The sequence below is a fragment of the Streptomyces sp. DT2A-34 genome (assembly GCF_030499515.1).
Lineage (GTDB): Bacteria > Actinomycetota > Actinomycetes > Streptomycetales > Streptomycetaceae > Streptomyces.
In genome coordinates this window covers 4,579,167-4,602,272 of sequence record NZ_JASTWJ010000001.1, presented here as the reverse complement: position 1 = coordinate 4,602,272, position 23,106 = coordinate 4,579,167, and the positions used below count along the sequence as shown (strand labels likewise).

The window sequence follows — 23,106 nt, the reverse complement described above, 5'->3', positions numbered from 1 at the left end:
GACGGGTGGTTCCACAGACGCCCCCTCGGAACCTGAACGCCCGCGCCCGGCCGACCGTATGAGAGGGGAGGGAAACCAGCGCCCTTCCGCACCACCGGAGGTACCTCGCCCGTGGCGATCACCAAGACCGTCCCGCAGCGGACCGACGACCGCAGGGACCCGGAGCGGGTCGAGGACCCGGAACAGCCCGGGGACCCGAAGCGGCCGCCGGACCCGAAGCCGACGGATGAGGGCCGCCACCTCAACTCCCCCCTCCTCCTCACCATGCTCATGCTCGTGCTGGTGCTCCTCCAGAGCCCGATCCGCCGCGCCCTCGCCGCACCGGTGATGCAGAGCTGGACGACGGTGTTCGTGGCGGTGATGGTCCAGGCGCTGCCGTTCCTGGTGCTGGGTGTGCTGCTCTCGGCGGCGATCGCGGTGTTCGTGCCGCCGTCCTTCTTCGCCCGCGCCCTGCCCCGCCGCCCCGCACTCGCCGTCCCGGTCGCCGGAGCGGCGGGCGCGGTGCTGCCCGGCTGCGAGTGCGCGTCCGTGCCGGTGGCCGGAGCGCTGGTCCGGCGCGGAGTGACCCCGGCCGCGGCGCTGGCGTTCCTGCTGTCCGCCCCCGCGATCAACCCGATCGTGCTGACCGCGACCGCCGTCGCCTTCCCCGGCAACCCGGAGATGGTCCTCGCCCGCCTGGTCGCGAGCCTGCTGGTGGCCTGCGCGATGGGCTGGCTGTGGCTGCGCCTCGGCCGTACGGACTGGCTGCGGCTGCCGTCCCGTACGTCCCACGACGGCCAGAGCAAGGGCGAGGCCTTCTGGGGCTCCGTCCGGCACGACGTGATGCACGCGGGCGGCTTCCTGGTGGTCGGCGCGATGGCGGCGGCGACCCTCAAGGCGGTGGCCCCGGAGAGCTGGCTGCGCGCGGCGGCCGACAACCCGGTGCTGGCGGTCCTCGCCCTCGCGGTCCTCGCCGTGGTGCTGTCGATCTGCTCGGAGGCGGACGCGTTCGTGGCGGCGTCGCTGTCGCAGTTCTCGCTCACGGCCCGCCTCACCTTCCTGGTCGTGGGCCCGATGATCGACCTGAAGCTGTTCGCGATGCAGGCGGGCACCTTCGGCCGTGCCTTCGCCCTGCGCTTCGCACCGGCCACCTTCGCGCTGGCCGTGGTCGTGTCGGTGCTGACCGGATGGGTGCTCCTGTGAACCGTCAGGCCCAGGCCGCAGTCCTGTTCCTGCTGGGCGCATCCCTCCTGCACGCGGCCACGACCGACCTCTATCTGCGGTACGTCAAACAGGGACTGCGCCCGCTGGTGCTGGTGTCCGGCGCGGTGCTGATCGCGGCGGCGGTGGCGACGGTCTGGTACGAGCACAAGCGCGCCCGGCAGAAGCGGCGCGAAGCCGATCAGGACACGGGCAAGGACCCCCACACCCACCGCGAACCCCGAGTCTCCTGGCTCCTCGTCCTCCCCCTCTTCGCCCTGATCCTGGTGGCCCCGCCCGCCCTCGGCTCCTACAGCGCGACCCGCACCGGCACCGCCCTCCAGGAACCCCTCGCCTATCCGTCCCTCCCCGCCGCCGACCCCCTGCGCCTCAGCGTGGTCGACTACGCGGGCCGCGCCGTCTACGACCACGGCCGCACCCTCCACGACCGCCGCGTCCAGCTCACCGGCTTCCTGGCCCTGGACCGCGACGGCACCCCCTACCTCGTCCGCATGGCCCTCAACTGCTGTGCCGCCGACGCCCAGCCGGTCAAGGTCGCCCTCGCCGGCCGGATCCCCCCGGTGCTCCAGCCGGACACCTGGCTCCAGATCACCGGCACCTACACCCCGCGCCGCGTCCAGGACCCGGTCAACGGCGGCCCGATCCCGTTCATCGAGGTCACGGAGGCGAAACCGGTGACGGAGCCGACGGACCCGTACGACGAGAGCTGGAACAACTGACTCCGTCGGGGCCAACGATGTCCGCTCCGCGTACCCCTGACACCCGAGGGGTAAGGGGCCGCTGTGGGGGAACGGGCGCAGGGACTGCAAGCGGCGCGGGTCGCCGAGATACTGGTGCGGCGGCCGGGCGGACTGGCCGGTCGCCGCGGTTCCGGATACCGGGTGGGCGAGGCGTGCGTGTTGACGGCCGCTCATGTCGTCGCCGGGCCGGTGGCCTCGGTCCGGGTGCGCTTCGACGCGGACCGGCCGGGGGAGTGGAGCGCCGAGGCCCGTATCGTGCTGCCGGCCGAGTCCGCGGACCTCGCGCTGCTGGAGCTCACCGGCCTCCCGCCCGGCCTGCCACCGGTCGGCCCGCCCCGCTACGCGGCGGTACCGGACGCCGATGTGACCCTGCCCTTCAGCGCGATGGGCTTCCCCCGCTTCAAGCTCCGCGAGGACACCGCGCACCGCCTCGACGACGGATCCCCCAGCCAGTACCGGGACTCGTGCCATGTCGCGGGAACCGTCTCCGTTCTGTCCAACCGGCGTGCGGGCACGCTGGAGCTGGCCGTCGTCACCCCGCCCGCCGAGGTCGAACCGGAGCGTTCGCCCTGGGAGGGGATGTCGGGTGCCGTGGTGTGGTGCGGCGACAGCGTGATCGGCCTGGTGAGCGCCCATCACCGCTCGGACGGCCTGGGCAGACTCGCGGCCGGCCGGGTGGAACGCTGGTACGACGCCCTGGCCCCCGCCGAGCTGGAGCTGCTCCAGCGGTACACCGGCCTGCCCCCACGGGGCGCGCTCGCCCTCGCCGACGGCGCTCCCGACGCCCGCCCCGTCCCCGCCCTGGCCGGTCTGCCCGCGGATCTGCCGCTGCGGGAACTGGCGGAGCTCGTCGACGCCCTGACGGCGCTTCCGATGCTGCGCGGCGGGAGCGGGACGGAGCTCCTCCTGGAGAGCATCGACGGCCGGATCGCGGCCCACACTCCCCGCGACCCCAGACTGCGGATGGCGATCTACGGCATCGTGCGCACCTGCCTGCGCTACCCGGGCACGCTCGACCAGCTCCTGGAAGCCGTGCGTCTGCTGGAGGGGCCGTCCCCGGAAGTGGAACGCGTGGACCGTGCTGCGGCCGGACTCGCGCGGCGCAACGGGTGACGCCGGCGTGCTCGCGGCAGATACCCGAGGGGCCCGACAGTGTGGGCCATTGGCTGACTTGATGTAGTGGCGCGGCCGGGATACGGGGTTTCGACATGTGCCCTGCTGGGTCATCATGGTTGAGGCACCGACAGCGCTGACTGGTAGGTACGGGAGGGGACTTGGCAGCCGTGGAGGAAACGATGCCTGCCGTCGAGTCCGGTCTCGTCGATCTCTCGGGGGTCCCTCTTGAAGCGCTGCGCTCCATGGACGGCACGGTCTTCACGGAGTCGCTGGAACAGCTGCTGCACCACATCGACGGCCCACAGTCCATCACGGTGTCGTTCAACCCGTCCCGCTTCGACTGACGTTGCCGAGGCGACCGGTGTGACGTGGGGGACCCGTGGCCGTTGACGCCACGACGACGGGGGACCGGCTGCCGTTCCACCGGCTCTCGACAGAGGGCCTTGGCGCGCTCGCCCGCGGCGACGGTGACGACGCGGTGGTGGAGGAACTGCTGGGCGCCGAGCGCAGCCGCCGTCTTCTGCTGCTGCGGGCGCTGGACGGCGGACTGCCGCCGCACGAGGAACTCCCGGTGGCCTATACGGAGGCATGGGCCCTGCTGGCGCGTGTCCAGCGGCACGCGCCCGACGCCTTCGAACACGTCCTGATGTCCCCGGGCACCGGCATGTGGGTGTCCCTGGCGGTGCGCCGGCTCCGGGGCCAGGTCTACGAGGACGCGCCGTTGCGGGTGATCGTGGGGCACCTGGCGGCGCTCGCCGCCGCTGCCGGAGCGCGGGCCGGACTGGACTTCTCGATCACCGTTCCGGTGCGCAGCGGGCTGGTGCCGCTGCCGACCCTGGGGTGTGCCGTGCTGCCGGAGACGGAGCAGCCGGAGAAGGAGCAGTGGAGCACGGCCCGGGTCGCGGGACACGGGGGCCGGCTGCGGATCACGGCCGGCCACGGTGAGGTCGAGGTCGCGCCCGGCTGGGACCGGCGCGGGCCGGGCTGGTTACCGGTCCGCCGGGTGGAACTCGGCTGCGGGGACCATGCGAAGTCCCTCGTACTGGAGGAACTGGACCCCTATCGGACGTTCCCCCGCCCGAGCGACCCCCGTCCGCTGTCCCCGGCGGAGGCGGAGCGCTGGGAGTCGCTGCTCGCCCGAGCGTGGGAGGTGCTGAGGCGTGACGAGCCGGAGAGCGCCCGGGGGATGCGTCGGGGGCTGATGTCGGTTGCTCCCACCCCGGCAAGAGAAAGGTTTCGGCCGCACAGCAGCACGGCCGGAGACGCGTTCGGCGCGGTCACGGCGTCCCGTCCGGACGACGTCGCGCAGCTCGCCGCCACGTTGGTGCACGAGTTCCAGCACACCAAGCTGGGCGGCCTGATGCACCTGGGCCCCCTGCTCGTGCCGTCGTCCGAGGATCAGCCGGAAGAGCTGTTCTACGCCCCGTGGCGCGACGACCCCCGTCCGCTGGGCGGCTTGCTGCAGGGCATCTACGCCTTCTTCGGAGTCACCCGGTTCTGGCGCACCCACCGGCACACCGCCGACGCGGCATACGCCCCGCTGGCCCATTTCGAGTTCGCCCTGTGGCGCACCCAGGTGTGGTCCACGCTGAACGAGGTCGGCGGGCACCAGCGGCTGACACCTGTGGGGCGCCGTGTCCTGGAGTGCCTGAGCGAGCGGTGCGCGTCGTGGATGACCGACGAGGTGCCCGCGGCCGAGCTGCGGCTCGCCGAGGACGTCGCCCAGGACCACCTGGCCCGCTGGCGGGCCCACCACCTGCGACCGCCCGCCGCGGCCGTCGAGGACGCCGTACAGGCCTGGCAGCGCGGCGACGCACGGCCGCCGGCCACCCTCGCCGCAGAGCCCGAACTGGCCCCCGACACGGAGGTCCGGTTCCTGGACAGCGCGGCCGTCCTCGCCCGGCACCGGCTCAGCGAGCCCGGGGGACCCTGGCGGCACACCGCCGCCCGGTACGGCGCGGACGCCGGGGGCGTCGATGGCGCCGAGGCGGCCGACGTCCTGCTGGCCTGCGGTGACCTCGCCGGAGCGCGGGCCGCCTGCGCCGCCCGGCTGACCGGCAAGGGGGCGCCGGTGGCCGCCTGGGTCGGCCTCGGGCGGGCCCTGTCCGGCGACCCGGCGCAAGCGGCCGCGTCCCGCCTGCTGCTCGGCTTCCCGGAGCGGGCCCGAGCCGTGCAGGACGCCTTGGAGACGGCGACCGGACGGGGCGCGGACCCTGTCGGCCTGGCGAGCTGGCTGGCGCGCCACCCGACCTGACCGGGCCGTTCTCGCGTCGCCCACTGGCTCACATCCGCGCGCTGTTCACAGCGGCAGCGGGTCGATGTCGCAGTTGGCCCGCTCGCGGTCCCTGAACTGAACCGTGGCCGGGTGCGGGCTCCCCTGCTCCGCGCGCAGCCGGGGTGCGTCGAGGACGCGCTCGATGCGCTCCATGGTGTCCTCACGCAGGGCGTTGCCCTGGGCCTCCGCGCCGACGGCGACGAGGTCCATCGCCAGGTTGCCCGCGCACGCCAGCGTCGTCGGGTGGTCGTCCCCGAAGGTGACCCGGCACAGGGCCAGGGAGTCCTCGCCCCGGCGCCGCGCTTCCTCCTGGAGGCCGAGCGCGGCCAGGTCGCTGGCCAGGTTGATGGCGCAGATGAGGGCGAGCGGGTGATCCGCGCCGAGCCGGTCGGTGAGCGAGGCGAGTGCCGTCTCGTCCAGGCGGCGTGCCTCCTCGGGCCTGCCGAGCAGGCGCAGGGTGACGGCCAGGTCGACGTCGGCGGAGAGCACGTGCGGGTGGTGCGGGTCGTAGATCTGCCGGTACCCCTCGCTGGCCTTGACGCCCCGGGTCCTGGCCGCCTGCAGGTCGCCGTTCTGGCGCAGCGCCACCGACAGGGTCAGTGCGGAGGCCAGCGAATCGGGGTGGGTCTCGCCGTAGCGGCGGATGAACATCGCGTGCGCCTCGGTGGCCAGCTCCAGCGAGCGCGCATGGTCGCCTTCCTTGCGGCAGGACTCGCTCAGCTGGCGCATCGCCTCGATCGTGGCGGGGTTCTCCTGGCCGAACACGTCCCGGTAGGCCCCCAGCACGGTCTCGTGCAGGGCGCGCGCACCGACGTAGTCGCCCGTCTCGCGTACGTCGGTGGCGACGTTGCGCTCGGTGAGCAGGGTCCGGCGGTCGTCCCGGCCGTACAGCCGCAGTTTGAGGTCGAGGGTGCGCCGGTCGAGTTCGAGCGCCTGGCGGAAGTCACCGATCAGCCGCAGACTCACGCTGAGGTTGTGCGCGATGTTGAGCGTGGTCGGATCGTCCTCGCCGAAGGCCCTGCGGGCTCGTTCGTACGCGATCCTGTCCAGCTCGGCGCCGGTGGTGAACCTGCCCTCGACCCGGCGTACGGCGGCTTCGAGCTGGAGGGCGTCGAGTGCGTCCTCGCGGGTGTCCTCGCCCTCCGCGGGGGCGGTGCGCTCGTAGACCTCCCGGAGGTGGGTGACCAGCCGGCCGGCGTCGTCGAACCGGCCCACCACCCAGTACGTGAAGCACAGCCACTGCCCCATCAGCAGCGTCTGCTGGTCCTCCTCGCCGAAGATGGTGAGCCAGGACTCCCACGCCTGCTCGGAGAAGTCGAGCGACACCTCGTGGTCGCCCCAGTAGTAGAGGTACTCGGCGATGTTCCTGACCAGCTGGCGCACCCACGGCTGGTCGGACTTGATCGCCTCCGCGGCGATGACATGGCTGTAGAGCTCCGCGTAGCGGGGCCAACTCGCCGGGTCGTTCGGGGACTTCGGGTCGGCGGCGGCCATCAGGGTGTGGGCGCCATGGCGCATGCGGGACTGCTCCTCGGAGGTCATGCGGTTGTTCAGGACGAGCTGCACCAGGCGGTGCATTTCGATGGAGTTCGTACGGTGGTCGATGCGGGCGAGGGAGTAGCGGTTCACCTCCCTTATCGCGCGCGCGAGTTTCATCGGGTCGTTCAGGGCGGCGTCCAGCTCCGGGAAGATGCTGCTGTTGCCGAGGCCCGAGAAGATGGAACGGGAGATCGGGTCGGGAGCGAAGTAGGAGCACAGCTGCAACAGGCGCAGCGCGGCCGGGCTGCGGGTCTCCAGGTGGTCCAGGGAGACGTTCCAGGCCGCGGCGACCGGCAGTTGGTAGTCCGGCGGCGGGGCCACTTCCAGCAGTTCCATGCGCTTGTTCTCGAACAGCCGCAGATACTCGGAGGCGGGCATGCCCGTCTCGGCGCGCCAGGCGGCGGCCTGTTCCAGGGCCAGCGGCAGATCGCCCAGCGCCTCGGCCAGCGCGTCGGCCTCGTCGTCGTGGAGGGGCGGCCCGGAGCGGCGCAGCAGCTCCGTGCTCTCCTCCCGGGTGAACACGTCCACTTCCAGGGACCCGCCCACCTGCCCCCACCGCCGGTTGCGGGAGGTGACGAGGATGGTGCCGTTGCCGCCCTGCGGGAAGTAGTGGCGGACCTGCTCGGGGTTGTCGGCGTTGTCGAAGATGAGCAGCCAGCGGGAGTACGGCCGGCCCTCGCGCAGCGCCTCCCGGACCGCGGGACCGGCGATGTTGGCCTCGGTCGTGGTCACCAGACCCAGCCGCTGGGCCAGTTCCACCAGCGCCTGGCCGATCTGCCCCGGCCGCTCCGCGGGGATCCACCACACGATGTCGTACTCCGACTGGTGTCGGTAGGCGTACTCGATCGCGAGCTGTGTCTTGCCGACGCCGCCCATGCCGTGGATCGCTTCCGGCAGCACCGTGGTCGTGCCTTCCCGCAGGCGCTGGTCGAGCAGCTCCAGCAGGGTGGCGCGACCCGTGAAGTTCGGGTTCCGTGGCGGCAGGTTCCCCCAGACACGCGGCCGTGTCGCCCGGTCCTCCTCCACGGTGCGCTGGGGTGTTGTCGACATCTGAGAGGCTCCTTCAGAAGCGGGCCGGGACTGAGGACGCTGTTCGACCGCCGCCGGGGCCGAACCGGGGGGTGCGGTTCCCGGTGACGTACGGGGGGGTTTTTCCAGGCTGACGGCGTATCGCCGATCGTGCCAGCTCAGCACCCTCGTCAACATGGCGGCACGCTGGCCATAACGCCCGGACAAAGCACGCAAAGCGGTCAGCTCCACCCGGAGGAGCGCGATGTTGCGGCGGTTGACGCGCGGCATCGCCAGGGTGTCGAGCGGCTCGGTGGGGTCGGGCAGCAGGGAGCGGGTCGCGGGGTCCGCGGCCAATAACGCGCGTACGTCGTGCAGGACCCGGGCGGTCGCGCTGCGGCGGCCCAGCGCCAGCAGTTCCTCGCGGGTGTTGGGGGCGAAGGTGAACGCCGCGTCCGCCGGGCCCTCGTTCTCCGTCCGGGTGGGCCGGACCAGGCCGCTCAGCAGCAGTTCGGAGACATGCACCGGGCCCGCGTTCGGGGCGCTCTCCATGACGGTGCGGATGGCGGGCAGGCTCAGGGACGCTGCGGCCAGCCGGGTCGCGAGCATGAACGCGGTGGGGCTGGCCGCGGCTCTGAAGTCGGAGACCCGTTCCGCGGCGGGCACGGTGCTGTGCGGGTCGGGCACGTCCTCCGCCCAGGGCAGGCCACGGGCCGCGTCGGGCCTGCGCTTCCACTCCCGTGCCTGGATGGCGGACAGATCCCGCCATTCGGGCGCCGGCCCGGCCACCAGCCGGACCAGGGACTCCGCCGAACGGTGGGTCAGGGCGAGAACGGGTACGACCACGGCGTCGCCCTCGGATCCGGACTCCTCGGCGTCCGGTAATCCGGCCGGGACCTCGCGCCCCTCCCAGTCCCATTCCCGGTTGGCCGCCCAGGCGTGCGGCGCGCGGATGCGTACCCGGTGCACGTCCAGCCCGGTACGGAACCACAGCCGCTGCGGAAGCAGCTGCACCACGGCGACGGGGCACCTGCGCCCCGCCTCGCGCAGCAGCGGCTGTACGGCGCCCAGCCGCCAGCCGACCGCCAGGGCGTCGGTCAGGACCAGCACCACTTGGCGCAGGTCCGCGGAGGCGGGGGCGAGTGGCTCCTCGGTGCTCACCCGCGCCGCGTCCGTCTCGTCGGTCCCGAGCAGGCGCACCACCCGCACCCGGGTGAACCGCCCCGACTGCCGCAGCTCGTCGACCAGTTCGTCGACCGAACGGTCCCACACCCGCATCGTCGGGTGCGTGTCGATGAGGAGTACCGCCTCCGTGAGCCGCGGCCCGTCCGGCCGCCCGAGCCGTCCGAGGGCCCTCGCGGCCTCACGACGTGCCCGCGCAGCCCGTGCCGGTCGCTGACCATCGTCGTCACGCATAGGTGCTCTCAAGGCGTCGAAGTGACGGTGAGAGTGCTGGGGAGCCGCGCAGACCCCGGGCATGCGTGACATCCACGGTCAAAGCCTTGCAGTGCGTGCACTGCTGAAGCAAGTGCGTACGGGGGCTCGCGCCGGGTGTGCGCATGGGCACGTCAGGGGCAGGGAAGCCGGTGCGAAACAGACGCGGACCAGCGGATGCACGCTGCTGCATATCGGGGCAGCCCCTCTCGCCGCGTGTGGATGGACCCTGGGTCCGTGCGGTCCGTGCGGTCCGTGCCACCTGTGCCACCCGTGCTCCGCCTCCGCCCCCGGTCACGGCTTCACCGGCCGGTGTTCGGGCCCGGGAGGGCCGGGTCTGCGTTCCGGATCGTCGAGCAGGATCGCAAGATGGCGTCCCACGTGGTTGTCCCAGCCCTCCGGCCCCATGGCCAGAGCCTCCTTGCGCCATTTTCCGGTCCGCTCCAGCAGACCGGCCAGCCCCCGGTCCTGCACGATGTCGGCCACCGCCTCCTTGAAGGAGGGGTCGGAACAGTCGCCGCGGTGCCAGAGCATGGCCGGTATGCCCGACCGCAGTCCGGCGAGGTACTCCTGACGGCCGGTCAGGGAGTCGGTGCCCGGCGGTTCGCTGAGTACCAGACAGACCGCCTGCTCGTCCTCCTTCAGCTCCCGCTCCAGATGGAAGTGGGAGCGGCCCGGACGGTTCCAGTGCGAGTGGGTGTCGGCCGGCCGCTCCTTGAACTGGCGCCACTTGTTGTGCCAGGGCCGGTGCCAGGCGGCCTTGCGCAGGCGCTCGAACGAACGCACGAGCACCGCGTAGTCCATCACCAGCGGTGTCGGCGAGGCCGAGTCCGACTCCTTGTGCCACCACTCGACCGGCTCGCCGAGCAGTTCCCAAGGAAGGATGAACTCGAGCACGACCGGCTGACGCAGGTCCGACCAGCGTTCCTCGGTCTGCTCGATGAGGAGCTCGACCTCCGAGGGAAGCTGGTCGCGGTGCAGGTGCAGCGTCTCGCCGGGCACCGGATGCCAGCCCTCCGCATCCGACTGCCGCCAGTGGGAGAGGTAGTACCGCTCGGGATCCACACCGTCGGGTTCGAACTGGATCATCAGATACGCCGGTACCAGTGAAGGGGGCGGCTGGGCGACGCCGCTGCGCTGCCACTCCGCCAGCTTGTCCTCCAGCTCCCAGGCGCGGGCCTGCCGGCGGAGCCAGCGGCGCAGCTCCTCGGCCGCCGTCGCCTGTCCGTCCTCCATCAGGTGGTCGGCGGCCAGGGACAGGAACGCCATGCTCACCGGCAGGTCCTTCGCCCCGGAGTTGTCGCCGGCCAGCCGCAGGAACACCGTCCAGCCCGTGTCGCACCACGGGGGAAGCTCCTGGGTGCGTGAGCGGCTCGCCCGCCGCGCCAGGGTCGCGAGGGTGGACGACGACCGCATCTCCCGGAGTATGTGCCGCAGGGGAAGCAGATCGGCGCCGTCGAAGAAGTCCACGGCCTCCCACTCGTCCACCAGGGGCCGCAGCGTCGTCACGGCGACGGACTGCTGCTCGACATAGCCCAGGCAGCGCACCAGACACGGCAGCCCGTCCGGTATCTGGGTGCACTGCTCGACGAGGTGCAGCAGCCACGGCCGCAGCGACTCGTTGCGCAGGGGGTCCACGGGCGAGCCCAGTTCCTGGCTCAGCATGGTCACCAGCAGGTCGGCGCTGGTCGGCTGCCGCATGGTGGTCGATTCCTGGAGTACGTCGACGACCTCGGCCATCAACTCGTTGCGAACCCGTGCAGGGCTGCGCCCTTCCACCCCCGTGACCTCCCGATCGCCACCAGTCGTCATCGAGTTCCTACCGACAGTCGTCGACCCAGCGTACGGCCACAACTCCAGCCACGTCAGGGGCGCGAAGCGGCGCGGATCAGCGTTCCGCGTCGGCCTCGTCCCCGGCGATCAGCACAGTGCGCCGCGTTCCGTCCGGCGCGACCAGTTTGGGCTCCAGGGTGAGGCTGATCCGGTGCGTCCGAGACGCCTCCGACTGTGCGTCACCGCCCGCCTCGACGACCCAGAACCGCACCTTCCCGGCCGCTCCGCCTCTGCGTCCCACCATGACGGTCGCCTCGATCTCCACCGGCCCGAGCTCGAAGCGCACCGGTGCGGCCGACCCGTCCGCCAGCGCCGCGTTCAGCTCGTGACGCAACTCCCGGATCATTTCTGCGAGTTCGATCACTTGGGGATCGTAGCGGCGCACACGGGACCCGGCAGCCCCCCGCGTCGGACGTTCGCGAACTCGCCTCGTCTCACCGCTGACCGGATGGCCCCTTGCCGTCTCCGGGGCGGCCCCCTACTGTGAACCACAAATCTGATGGACCGTCAGATTCGGATCGGGATTCGGCTTGGGATTCGGATTCCGGCGGTCCGCCGGCAGGCACGAGGCAGGCACTAGGGGGCCAGACGTGGCGACCGCCAACCGCAGTACCACCGACAGCAGCACCAAGGATCTGCCCAAGGTCATCAGCGTGGACGATCACGTGATCGAGCCCGCGCACCTCTTCGAGACCTGGCTCCCGGCCAAGTACCGGGACCGGGGCCCGAAGCCCCTCACCGCCGGGATCGGCGACCTTGAGTACATCGGCGGGAAGTACCGGTTCACCACGGACCCGGACGGCCAGATCACCGACTGGTGGGAGTACGAGGGCGACCTCTTCCCGTACAAGCGCATCATCGCGGCCGTCGGCTTCTCCCGGGACGAGATGACGTTGGACGGCATCACCCGCGAACAGATGCGGCGCGGCTGCTGGGACCCCAGGGCGCGGCTGGCGGACATGGACATCAACCACGTCGAGGCCTCGCTCTGCTTCCCCACCTTCCCCCGCTTCTGCGGCCAGACCTTCGCCGAGGCCAAGGACAAGGAGGTCGGGCTGGCCTGCGTGCGCGCCTACAACGACTGGATGGTCGAGGAGTGGTGCGGCGACAGCGGCGGCCGGCTGATCCCGCTGTGCCTCATCCCGCTGTGGGACATCGACCTCGCGGTCGCGGAGATCCACCGCAACGCGGCGCGCGGGGTGCGCGCGGTGACGTTCAGCGAGATCCCGACCTACCTGGGCCTGCCCTCCATCCACTCCGGCTACTGGGACCCGTTCTTCGCGGCCTGCGAGGAGACCGGCACGGTCGTCAACATGCACATCGGCTCCTCCTCCCAGATGCCGGCCGCGTCCCCCGACGCCCCGCCCGCCGTCCAGGCGTCCCTGTCCTTCAACAACGCCATGGCGTCGATGATGGACTTCCTCTTCTCCGGGGTCCTGGTGAAGTTCCCCCGGCTGAAACTCGCCTACAGCGAGGGCCAGATGGGCTGGATCCCGTACGCCCTCGAACGCGCCGACGACGTTTGGGAGGAGCACCGGGCCTGGGGCGGCGTGAAGGACCTGATCCCGGAGCCCCCGTCGACGTACTACTACCGCCAGATCTTCTGCTGCTTCTTCCGCGACAAGCACGGCATCGAAGCCATCGAGACGGTCGGCGTCGACAACGCGACCTTCGAGACGGACTACCCACACGTCGACTCGACCTGGCCGGACACGAAGCGGGTGGCCGCGGAGCACGTGGGCGGACTCTCCGACGAGGTGGCCTACAAACTGCTGCGGGGCAACGCGATCCGGATGCTCGACCTGTCCTTCGACCAGTGACGAAGAGGGTTCGGTAGGCGGACAGCCCAGTCGCGCAACCCCGACCACGGTCCACGAGGGGAGCGCGGATGAACATCTGGATCGCCGCCGGCCTCTGCCGCGGCTCCGCCGAGTGGACCGGGCCGGGAGGACAGCGCCGACCACCGGCAGGCACGGGAGGCCGCCGAGAAGTGCCCGTCCCAGGCCATCGCCGTCACCGGGCAGCGGCGGTCCTCTCCGTCACCGGGCGGCGGCGGTCACCGGCCCGGCGGATACCCCCAGCCGAAGGAGCCCAGCGCCCGTGCCCTGGCCTCCGCCACTGCCATGCGTGCCGCTCGTTCCGCGGGGTCCAGGTGGGCCGACGGGCTGGTCGCCTGGCCCTTCCGTTTGCGGTGGAAGAGTCCGGCCTCCGCGTCCCAGCCCTTGCTGCGGGTCCGCCGAGCGCGTGCGCAGGGTTCCGTCGGTTTTCGGTCCGCTCCGTCACCGGGTGGCGGTGGTCACCGGCCCGGCGGATACCCCCAGCCGAAGGAGCCCAGCGCCCGTGCCCTGGCCTCCGCCACTGCCATGCGTGCCGCTCGTTCCGCGGGGTCCGGGTGGGCCGGCGGGCTGGTCGCCTGGTCCTTCCGTTTGCGGTGGGAGAGTCCGGCCTCCGCGTCCCAGTCCTTGCTGCGGGTCCGCCGAGCGCGTGCGCAGGGTTCCGTCGGTTTTCGGTCCGCTCCGTCACCGGGTGGCGGTGGTCACCGGCCCGGCGGATACCCCCAGCCGAAGGAGCCCAGCGCCCGTGCCCTGGCCTCCGCCACTGCCATGCGTGCCGCTCGTTCCGCGGGGTCCAGGTGGGCCGACGGGCTGGTCGCCTGGCCCTTCCGTTTGCGGTGGGAGAGTCCGGCCTCCGCGTCCCAGTCCTTGCTGCGGGTCCGCCGAGCGCGTGCGCAGGGTTCCGTCGGTTTTCGGTCCGCTCCGTCACCGGGTGGCGGTGGTCACCGGCCCGGCGGATACCCCCAGCCGAAGGAGCCCAGCGCCCGTGCCCTGGCCTCCGCCACTGCCATGCGTGCCGCTCGTTCCGCGGGGTCCGGGTGGGCCGGCGGGCTGGTCGCCTGGTCCTTCCGTTTGCGGTGGGAGAGTCCGGCCTCCGCGTCCCAGTCCTTGCTGCGGGTCCGCCGAGCGCGTGCGCAGGGTTCCGTCGGTTTTCGGTCCGCTCCGTCACCGGGTGGCGGTGGTCACCGGCCCGGCGGATACCCCCAGCCGAAGGAGCCCAGCGCCCGTGCCCTGGCCTCCGCCACTGCCATGCGTGCCGCTCGTTCCGCGGGGTCCGGGTGGGCCGGCGGGCTGGTCGCCTGGTCCTTCCGTTTGCGGTGGGAGAGTCCGGCCTCCGCGTCCCAGTCCTTGCTGCGGGTCCGCCGAGCGCGTGCGCAGGGTTCCGTCGGTTTTCGGTCCGCTCCGTCACCGGGTGGCGGTGGTCACCGGCCCGGCGGATACCCCCAGCCGAAGGAGCCCAGCGCCCGTGCCCTGGCCTCCGCCACTGCCATGCGTGCCGCTCGTTCCGCGGGGTCCAGGTGGGCCGACTGGCCGGTGGCCTGGCCCTCCCACTTGCGGTAGAGGAGGCCCACCTCCGCCGAGAACCAGCCCCGGCTCACGGAGTTGAGGGCGAGCAGCAGGCCCGTGTCCTCGGAGGCGGGGAGTGCCATCCAGCCGCCGAGGGCGAGCAGGAGGTCCCGGCGTACGCAGAGGGTCGCGGGGTGGACCGGGGCGCGGAAGTCGTGCGCCTTCCAGAAGTCGAGTACGGTGCCTCGCTCGACGGGCCCGTCGTCGGGGTCGCCGGGGAAGCCGGCCGTCGTGCCGTCCGGCAGGAGGTCCAGGACCCGGGAGGTCGTCCAGCCGATGGTGCGGTCGGCTTCGAGGACCGCCAGGTCACGGGCGAGGGCACCCGGCGTGAGCTGGTCGTCGGCGTCCAGGATCTTCACGTACTCGCCCTCGGCGTGCGCGAGCGCGATGGTGCGTGCCACGCCGGGCCCCCCGGGCCGGCCCTGGCGGAACGTCACGCGCGCGTCATCGGGGACGTACGGGCGGACCTGGTCCGTCTTCCCGTCCTCCTGGATCACCCACCGCCATTCCCACCCCGCCGGCAACTCCTGTGCGCGCAGCGACTTGTGGGCGTCCGGCAGGAACGCCGCAGAGGGACCATGGACAGCCGTGACGATGATGACGCGCCGACCCACCGCGGCACTCACCACCTTTCCAGGGAAGTGGTGAAAAGCAATTCCGCGCGGTCCCCGGGCAGCGTGACCTCGGAGATCTCCACGACGCGGTCGGTGATGTCGTACGACGTCTTGCGCAGCAGGATCACCGGCGCCCCCGGCGGCAGGCCCAGCTCCCAAGCCTGCCGAGGCGTCGGCGGCCGCGCGCTGACCCGCTCCTCGACCCGGCCCACCTCGATGCCGACCGTGTGGAGCTGGTTCTGGGTGCCGCCCGGCCAGGGCTCGTGGGAGTCGTCCAGAAGAGCGGGGTTCGCGGCGATCATGGCGCGGACGAGGTAGGAGGTCACGAGGCTGAACGGGGCGCTCTCGGCCGAGCACCGCGTCCGGTAGACGCGCTCCAGGAGCGGAGTCCCCTCCGGCACGCCGAACGCGTCCGCCAGTTCCGGGGGTGCGGCGACCTCCCGGTACCGCGCGTGGAAGACGAGGTCCCGCATCTGAAGCCCGGTGTCGCGCTCCGTGGCCCCGGTCCCGGCCCGCGTGGCGAGCGGGCGGCGCGCCCGGTCCTTCTCCCACTGGTGCCGGTGGTTGTCGCGGAGCATCGGGGTGCGGGGGCGTCGCAGGTCGTCCACGATCACTTCGTACGCCTTTGGCACAGGATCAGCGTACGACTCCGCGAAAGCTCCCGCCGGGCCGGGCAGGCCCCGGGCCGTCGGAACCACGACATGAGAAGGCCCGACCGCTGGCGACGGGGGATGCACCAGCGATCGGGCTGAGCCCACAGTAACAAGGCTGTCTGCCTCGCGGGAGCCGCCCGATCGGCTGCGGCCCGGGGTTGTGATCGGGATCACGGAAACCGCTGTCGGTCGAACCCCCGTCATGCCACTTGCGTTTCCGCCCCGTCACTGAGCGCATGGAGCAGGCCGTACACGTCCTTACCGGGGGGTTACGGCCTGCTCGGGTTTACGGCCTGCTCGGGTCTACCGCATGCTCGGGTCTACCGCGTGCACGGCGGCTCGTACGACAGCCGGGGCAGATACTCGTTCCACTTCTCCCGCGTCAGCACTCCTTGCGTGGTCGAGCAGACGCGGCGGATCGCCTGGTCGACGTCCAGGTTCCACAGCCGGATGGTGTCGGTGCCGCTGGAGACGCCGAGCATGTGGCTCGTCGGGCTGAACGACAGGAAGTTGCCCGTCTTGGCGTTGGGGCTCATCGCCTGGCCCATGGCGGACGCGTCGGACGGGGAGGTGACGTTCCACAGCCGGACCGTGTTGTCGTTGCCCCCGGTGGCCAGATAGCGCCCGCCCTCGCTGAACGTCAGTGAGACGACCGCTTCGGTGTGGCCGGTGAGGGGGTCGCCGTGCGGAGTCGCCTCGCCCGGGTCGGTGACGTCCCAGAGCCGCACGGTGTCGTCGTCGCTGCCGCTGGCCAGCGTATGGCTGTCGGGGCTGTAGGCGAGCGCGTTGACCGGCCCGGTGTGACCGGTGAGCGGGGCGCCGAGCAGGGTCGGACGGCGGGGGTCGGTCACCTTCCACAGCCGGATGGTGGCGTCCGCGCTGCCGCTGGCGAGGGTGCGGCCGTCCGGGCTGAAGGCGAGGGAGTTGATGTAGCCGGTGTGCCCGGTGATGGGCGGGCCGAGCGGCACGACATGGGCGGGGTCGCTGACGTTCCACAGCCGCAGGGTGCGGTCGTCGTAGGCGGTGGCCAGCGTGCGCCCGTCCGGGCTGTAGGCCAGCGCGTCGGGGCCCATGAACCGGGTGCGCAGCATGATGGGGGAGTCGTAGGCGACCGGTCGTGCCGGGTCGCTGACATTCCACAGCCGCACACTCTGCTCGCCCGTCGTCACCGCGAGCGTGCGGCCGTCGGGTGAGAACACCTGGGAGCGCTGGCCGGTGTCCCCGGGCAGGAACGGCTTGCTCAGCGCCACCGGCCGGGCGGGATCCCGTACGTCCCACAGCCGGATCCGTCCGTCCCGCGCGGCCGTGGCGAGCACCTTGCCGTCCGGGCGGAACGCCCCGTTGCCGCCGATCATGTCCGCCGTCGGAATCGACCACAGCCGGACCTTGCTGTCGCCGCTGCCGGTGGCGAGCGTACGGCCGTCGGGACTGAACCCGAGCGCGTACATCTCCCCGCTGGCGCCCGCGAGGGGTTCGCCGACCTGCGAGGGATACTCCCGGTCACTGACGTTCCACAGGCTCGCGGTGCTGTCCGCGCTGGCGGCGGCGAGCATGGTGCCGGCGGGGTTGAAGGCCACCGACCAGACGGGGCCGGTGTGCCCGGTGAGCGGGGAGCCGAGCTGGCTGCCGTGACGGGGATCGGAGACGTCCCACAGCCGGATCGTGTCGTCCGAGCTGCCGCTGGCGAGGGTGCGGCCGTCCGGGCTGAAAGCGACGGAGTGCACCAGGGCGGTGTGCCCGGTCAGCGTGGAAAGCGCCTTCGGCCGGTCCGGTTCGGACACGTCCCACAGCCGGATCGTCTTGTCGTCGCCCCCGGCCGCCAGTGTGTCGCCGTCCGGGCTGAACGCCACGGACCGCACGGCGGCGCCGGCCCCGGTCAGCGTGGCCAGGGCCTCGGGCCGCTCCGGATCCGCCACGTTCCACAACCGCACGGTCCGGTCCTCGCTGACCGAGGCGAGCGTACGGCCGTCCGGGCTGAAGGCGATCAGGTAGATCGTGCCCTTGTGGCCGGTCAGGGGCGCGCCCAGCGGACGTGGCCGGTTCGGATCCCGTACGTCCCACAGCCGGACCGTGCCGTCGTCGCCGGCGCTGGCGAGGGTGTGGCCGTCCGGGCTGAAGACCGCGCTGCTCACCCAGCTCTTGTGGCCGGTCAGGGGCTTGCCCAGCGGTTTGGGCCGCTCCCGGTCGGCCACGTCCCACAGCCGTACCGTCCGGTCGTAGCTGGCGGTGGCCAGGAGCTTTCCGTTCGGGCTGAACGTGGTGAGGTAGACGGCGCCGGTGTGGCCGAGCAGGGGCGTGGCCAGCGGGGCGTTCACGATCGAGATCAGCCGGCTGGTGGTGTCCTCGTCGTCCGGGCGCAGCCGGTGGGCGACCAGGTCGAGCTGGGCGGACAGCGACGGGTCCGAGTACTGGAAGCGGTCGGCCTCGGCGAGCACCTGCGCGAACAGGGCGTCGTCCCGCTGCTGCCAGGCGACCACCGCCGAGCCGACGGCCACCATCGCGAGCGCGACCAGCGCCGCCACCGCACCCCGGCTGATCCAGACCGTGCGCCGGCGCAGCCGGACCGCGGCGGCCAGGAACTCCATCGCGCTCCGGGTCAGAAAGGTGTCACCGGCCGACCGCGCCCAGCTGTGGGCCTGCCCCAGCCGGGAGCCCCGGTAGAGCAGCGACGAGTCACGCCCGGACTCCTCCCAGGCCCGGCCGTCCTCCTCCAGCCGCTGGCGCAGCAGATTGCCCTGCCGGTCCTCGTCGATCCAGTCCCGCAGCCGGGGCCAGGCATGGAGCAGCGCCTCGTGCGTGATCTCCACGGTCTCCGCGTCCAGCGTCACGAGCCGGGCCCGCACCAGCGCCTCGAGCGACTCCTCCGTCTTGCCCGGATCCGTCGACTCCGCCGCCAACTGCCGCCGCGTCCCGCGCCGCCGCGTCGCCTGTGTGTCCTCGCCCAGCCGCACCAGCCTGAGCAGCAGCAGCCGCGCGGCCGTGCGCGCCGCCGGATCGAGCCCGGACCAGGCACGCTCGGCGGTGGCGGCGACGGCTCCCTGGATCCCACCGGCCGCCCGATACCCGGCCAGCGTCAGCCGCCCCGCCTTGCGCCGCTGCCAGGTCGCGAGCAGCGCGTGCGACAGCAACGGCAACACCCCCGCGTGATGTGTCCCCCGCGGCCCGTCCGCACTCACCTCCCGCACGATCAGCTCCGCCAGCCCCGGCTCCAACTCCAGCCCCACGGCCTTGGCCGGTCCGGTCACCGCCTCCCGCAACTCCGCGGTGGTGAGCGGCCCGAGCACCATGTGCCGGTGCTGCAACGCGTCGGCGAGCTCCGGGTGCCCGAGGCACTGCTCGTAGAAGTCGGCGCGTATACCGAGGACGACGAGCGCGGGAGCCGGACCACCGGGTTCGACGGGCGTGCAGGCGGCGTGGAGGAGCTGGATGAAGGTACGGCGGTCCGCTTCGTCGGGGCAGAGGGTGAAGGTCTCTTCGAACTGGTCGACGATGAGGACGGGAGGGGTGGGGGTGCCGGAAGGGCCGGGGACGGCAGTGGGGCTTGCGCGCCGGGCCCAGGTGAGGACGGCGTCACGTGTGGCCTGTACGAAGTCCGTGTAAGACGCTTGGCCGCCGGGTCCCCCGGCCTCCGCCAACTCGCTGTTTCCTTCTTCGGCCCCGGCCACGGACCTGTCTGCCAACCCGTCTTCGTCCCCTAAGGACCCGTCTTCGTCCCCTGAGGACCGGCCTTCATCCCCCGCGGAAGTGACAACGTCCGCGAGTTCCGGAATACGACGGGTCAGCTCGGCGAGCGGATCGGCGCCCGGTACGAGCTGGGCCACCACGCTCGACCGGCTACTCTCACCGCTCAGCGCCCCGCTCTGCAGGGCCGGCACCAGGCCGGCGTTCAGCAGCGAGGACTTACCGGCGCCCGAGGCACCGACGAGCATGACGAGGCCGCCGTTCTTCCCCGCCGCGCGGAGCTGGGCGACCAGGGAAGCCGTACTCCGCTCCCGGCCGAAGAACCAGCCGGCGTCCTGCTGCCGGTACGAGGCCAGCCCCCGATACGGACACACCCCGCCGGCAACCGCGCGGACCTCGACCGGAGCCTGCTCCTCCTCTTCCCCTGCGGTCGCACGCTCCCACAGCCGCTGCCACTGACCCAGGTCGTACAGCCCGGCGGACACGGGCACAGGACGCGCGCGCCGGGCCTGGGGGATGAGGACATGCAGTACGGCTTGGAGGGCGGCGAACTGGGCAGGCACGTTCTTGGCCCGGCGCCAGTCACTGATCCGCTGGGCGGAGACCCGTACGGGCCGCCCGCGCTCATCGACCCGCTGAAGCCGGACGACCGCCTCGGCCACGCTCTTCAGCGGAGGATTGCCGGCCTCCTTGTAGAGCAGCGCGAGCCGTTCCGCGAAGGTTGTGCGTGCCCCCGCATCGGGACTCAAGGCCTCCACTCCCTTACCTCCGCCGCACTGGACATCCGGACCGGAAAACTCACTTTATACGGCTGACCTGCGGCAAAGGCGGGTTCCGGAGACCGGACGCTCCTCCCCGGCACCCTCGACTGGCAGGATCACGACGCAAGTGCGCACCCCCCGCGCGTCGCTCAGGCAGGCCACCAGCCCAGAGCTCGGAGAGACCACTCATGGCGCCGCAAGTTCTCGGTCACCCTCGGCAGGATCCGCTTCCGCCGGATCCCCTCCCGCAGGACCCGCGAACACTTCGCGCCTCCCCCCTCCTGCTCGATCCACACTGACCCGCCCCACACCTACACGGCAGGTCCTGCGGATCGACACCACCCCGTCGTCCGGCACCGGTCCCCACGAGGGGAGGGACCGGTGCCGGACGACGGGTATGTCACCGCGCTTCGTCACACCGTCGAGTCTGCGCCGCTCCCCGCGGGGATTGTCATCTGGCACTGGGGAGCTTCGGCCATGCCTCACCCTTGGCCGCGGCATCGAGGACATCACCGAGCCGCAGCCGGCCGGTCGGCCCCGCGTAGGAGACAGGGCTCGCGGCGAAGCGGGACCATGCCTCGTCGTCACTGCCGAGTGTGGTCAGCACCACGGAGGCGACCGCTTCGTGGGCGGTGCCGTAAGAGGTGCCCCCGACGGTGAGCGCGGTCCACGCCGGCAGGGCACGGGTGAGCTCCGGTGTGCGGCCCGGCAGGGCGAGCACTCGCCGAGTCCAGGCCTCCCTAAGGTGGGGCCGCCGCACAGACGCTTTCGCAGATCCCGGGTGACCCGAAGCAGCGCGGCCTGCGGGGAGGAGTGGCGCGCCAGGACATCCGTGAAGGAGACCGGGGAGCGGTGCGAGGCGGAGGCGAAGGACGGCAGCAGCTTCTCCATGGGGTCGTCCCTGCCGGATGACGGTCCAGCGGGGCCGTTCGGACCGCCCGCCGTGGCGGGTATCGCCCAGGATGCGCACGACGGCGGTTGCGGTGCGGATCTCTTCCAGCCGACGGTCGTCCTGCTGGGTCGAGTGACCGACGCGCTCTCAGGAACCGCGGGAGCGCGACGGCGGCGGAGCTGCTGGACAGAACAGCGTCGGAGGACCTCCGCGCGCAGCGTGTCCGGACACGAGGGGTGGGCGAGCGCGATCGTGGCCAGACGCATGGAGGAGCCCATGGAGGAGCCCAGGGAGGAGCCCATGGAGGAGCCCATGGAGGGCTGGTCGTCCCTCCGCAGGTCGCTGTCCGTCGCGGGAGTTGCTTCCGGGGGTAGCGCCCGCGCCTTGTCCACAGCCATGCGGACCGGCGGAGAGTCCGAAACGGTACGGAGAAACTCGATGGGCAGGCCGGAGCGCGGCTCGTCAGCGGTCAATGCAATCCCCTCACGAATTGGTCATCATGCGTAACCCATAGTGACCCATGCCTCTGACAACGCAGGTGGAAAGGCTGAACAGTGGTCGAACAGGCATCCGCGAACGGACCCATTCCCCCGCGCGGAACGGCTCCCTCCTGCCAAGCTCGGGTACGTGACGTACGTAGTGACCGTGGACACCTGCATCCCGGAGGGCACTCCGGAGATGGACCCACTTCAACGAGCGGGCGCCGTGGCGCTCATCGAGGACGGATTCGTCTCCGTCAAGTCCGTTGAAGGGCCTGACGGAGTCGAAGTCGATCTCCTCGACAGCATCGTGGCCGTCTACCCGGGCGGCGCTCTGCTCAAGGTCATCGTGGACGCTCCGGCACTGGAATTCGCCGAGGACGCGGTGCAGGCGCTGGTCGACGAGTTGCTGGAGCGCTCCGAGCTGCTGGCGGACTGGAAGATCGAACGGTGCGAGGTCGAACTCCACCCGGGCCTGGCCAAAGAGAGCCTCGACGCAGCCGACGGCCCCGATGCCCCACCCGATGACCCGGCCGCTCGCAAGGCCCGGCACACCGAGAGCGCGCGCACCGAGAGCGCTGACGACAGCGACGACACCGAGACGAAAGCCACGGCCGTGCGAGGCCGGATGCTGGGGTTGGCGGACGAACTGCGTGCGTTTTCCCCGGCAATGTTCGGTGTGCTCGATACCGAGGGCGAGGGCGAGGGCGAGGGTGAGGGCGAGGACGACGAAGACGGGAACGGGAACGGGAACGGAAACGGGAACGGGAACGGGAACGGGAACGGGAACGGGAACAGGGACAAGGAGTTCGCCGTCCCGCCGGAGAGCGCCCGACTCGCCGCCGGCGCCTTGGTCTACGCGACCGGCATCCTGGTGGACGAGCTGTTCGAAGACGTACAGGTCCTGACGCAGGAGGACACCAACGTCGCGGAATGCGAGGGCCCCTTGTGGCACTTGGAGCGACTGCCCGACCGGTACGCCCTCCGATACGACGCCCGGTTCGCCCGCCGCTTCCTGACGACCGTGATCGCCATGACCACCCGCTTCACCGACGGCAGCTTCCAGCAACTCAGCTGCGTGGCCGAGGAACTCGCCCTGAGGTTTCTGCTGAGCGGGGCGACGACGACTCTGGAACTGCACGGGCTTCTCGACGACAACGTATCGTCCGCTCTCGAAGCGTTCGCCGACAATGTGTACGAGGACATGGATCACGAGTGGCTCTACGACGACTCGTCGGACGGGGTCGACGAAGGAGCTACTGGTACGGCTCTCGGGATCGTGCCCATGGCGTTCGGCTCGTGGTTCACCCCGTTCGATGAGAGCAGGTACGTTCACCCATCAGCAACGGACGAACCCGACGGGGCGCCACAATGAGGAACTCTTCGTCCTCGCCCCGCAGTCGGCTGATCGCGGCCGTCACGCATATGGCCCACTTCGGCATGCCGAAGTGGTCGTCGTGCGTTCCGATCTGAGGAGCGG

Annotated in this window: 14 protein-coding genes and 5 pseudogenes; 7 read left to right on the top strand and 12 right to left on the bottom strand. The window is 71.7% G+C overall.

Annotated features, from left to right (window positions below):
* Nucleotides 1-111 precede the first annotated feature (111 nt).
* From QQM39_RS20165 to QQM39_RS20145, 5 genes are all read left to right on the top strand, one after another.
* Nucleotides 112-1,182 (top strand): permease, encoded by a 1,071-nt coding sequence (locus tag QQM39_RS20165; protein WP_301998530.1) that lies wholly within the window; start codon nt 112-114, stop codon nt 1,180-1,182.
* Nucleotides 1,179-1,919 (top strand): TIGR03943 family protein, encoded by a 741-nt coding sequence (locus QQM39_RS20160; RefSeq protein ID WP_301998528.1) that lies wholly within the window; start codon nt 1,179-1,181, stop codon nt 1,917-1,919. Before QQM39_RS20165 ends, QQM39_RS20160 begins: the two co-directional genes overlap by 4 nt.
* Nucleotides 1,920-1,982: 63 nt before the next feature.
* Nucleotides 1,983-3,053: a trypsin-like peptidase domain-containing protein gene (locus QQM39_RS20155; RefSeq protein WP_301998527.1), complete on the top strand. Its 1,071-nt coding sequence runs from the start codon at nt 1,983-1,985 to the stop codon at nt 3,051-3,053.
* Nucleotides 3,054-3,235: 182 nt separating this feature from the next.
* Nucleotides 3,236-3,400, top strand: a complete 165-nt coding sequence (locus QQM39_RS20150) for a hypothetical protein (protein WP_301998525.1) — start codon at nt 3,236-3,238, stop codon at nt 3,398-3,400.
* Between the two features lie 35 nt (nt 3,401-3,435).
* Nucleotides 3,436-5,310: an HEXXH motif domain-containing protein gene (locus tag QQM39_RS20145; protein ID WP_301998523.1), complete on the top strand. Its 1,875-nt coding sequence runs from the start codon at nt 3,436-3,438 to the stop codon at nt 5,308-5,310.
* Nucleotides 5,311-5,355: 45 nt separating this feature from the next.
* Here QQM39_RS20145 and fxsT read toward each other — a convergent pair whose 3' ends face one another.
* From fxsT to QQM39_RS20130, 3 genes are all read right to left on the bottom strand, one after another.
* The gene (gene fxsT, locus QQM39_RS20140; protein ID WP_301998521.1) at nt 5,356-9,294 is read right to left on the bottom strand and encodes an FxSxx-COOH system tetratricopeptide repeat protein; all 3,939 of its coding nucleotides are present in this window, start codon (nt 9,292-9,294) and stop codon (nt 5,356-5,358) included.
* 312 nt (nt 9,295-9,606) lie between these two features.
* Entirely contained in the window at nt 9,607-11,124 is a 1,518-nt protein-coding gene (locus tag QQM39_RS20135; RefSeq protein ID WP_301998519.1) for a hypothetical protein, read from the bottom strand.
* Nucleotides 11,125-11,200: 76 nt separating this feature from the next.
* Nucleotides 11,201-11,509, bottom strand: coding sequence for a trypco2 family protein (locus tag QQM39_RS20130; RefSeq protein ID WP_301998516.1), 309 nt, complete (start codon nt 11,507-11,509; stop codon nt 11,201-11,203).
* Between the two features lie 226 nt (nt 11,510-11,735).
* Here QQM39_RS20130 and QQM39_RS20125 point away from each other — a divergent pair, with 226 nt between their 5' ends.
* Nucleotides 11,736-12,965, top strand: coding sequence for an amidohydrolase family protein (locus QQM39_RS20125; RefSeq protein ID WP_301998515.1), 1,230 nt, complete (start codon nt 11,736-11,738; stop codon nt 12,963-12,965).
* Nucleotides 12,966-13,201: 236 nt separating this feature from the next.
* Here QQM39_RS20125 and QQM39_RS20120 read toward each other — a convergent pair.
* The 9 genes and pseudogenes from QQM39_RS20120 to QQM39_RS20080 form a co-directional block, all read right to left on the bottom strand.
* Nucleotides 13,202-13,372, bottom strand: a pseudogene (locus QQM39_RS20120) (glycosyltransferase family 2 protein); the annotation flags it as partial.
* Between the two features lie 69 nt (nt 13,373-13,441).
* Nucleotides 13,442-13,612: pseudogene (locus QQM39_RS20115) on the bottom strand (glycosyltransferase family 2 protein); the annotation flags it as partial.
* Nucleotides 13,613-13,681: 69 nt separating this feature from the next.
* A pseudogene (locus QQM39_RS20110) lies at nt 13,682-13,852 on the bottom strand (glycosyltransferase family 2 protein); the annotation flags it as partial.
* 69 nt (nt 13,853-13,921) lie between these two features.
* A pseudogene (locus QQM39_RS20105) lies at nt 13,922-14,092 on the bottom strand (glycosyltransferase family 2 protein); the annotation flags it as partial.
* 69 nt (nt 14,093-14,161) lie between these two features.
* A pseudogene (locus QQM39_RS20100) lies at nt 14,162-14,332 on the bottom strand (glycosyltransferase family 2 protein); the annotation flags it as partial.
* A 69-nt stretch (nt 14,333-14,401) separates the two neighbouring features.
* Nucleotides 14,402-15,172, bottom strand: a complete 771-nt coding sequence (locus QQM39_RS20095) for a glycosyltransferase (RefSeq protein ID WP_301998513.1) — start codon at nt 15,170-15,172, stop codon at nt 14,402-14,404.
* Complete coding sequence (locus tag QQM39_RS20090; RefSeq protein ID WP_302003648.1) at nt 15,169-15,738, bottom strand: UTRA domain-containing protein; 570 nt, start codon at nt 15,736-15,738, stop codon at nt 15,169-15,171. The genes QQM39_RS20095 and QQM39_RS20090 overlap by 4 nt, the downstream gene beginning before the upstream one ends.
* Nucleotides 15,739-16,133: 395 nt before the next feature.
* Nucleotides 16,134-20,252 carry a WD40 repeat domain-containing protein gene (locus QQM39_RS20085; protein ID WP_301998511.1) on the bottom strand — a complete coding sequence of 1,373 codons (4,119 nt, stop codon included), beginning with the start codon at nt 20,250-20,252 and terminating at the stop codon, nt 16,134-16,136.
* 454 nt (nt 20,253-20,706) lie between these two features.
* Nucleotides 20,707-20,976 carry a hypothetical protein gene (locus QQM39_RS20080; RefSeq protein WP_301998509.1) on the bottom strand — a complete coding sequence of 90 codons (270 nt, stop codon included), beginning with the start codon at nt 20,974-20,976 and terminating at the stop codon, nt 20,707-20,709.
* Between the two features lie 798 nt (nt 20,977-21,774).
* Here QQM39_RS20080 and QQM39_RS20075 point away from each other — a divergent pair.
* Nucleotides 21,775-23,001, top strand: coding sequence for a hypothetical protein (locus QQM39_RS20075; protein WP_301998507.1), 1,227 nt, complete (start codon nt 21,775-21,777; stop codon nt 22,999-23,001).
* The last annotated feature ends 105 nt before the right edge of the window (nt 23,002-23,106 follow it).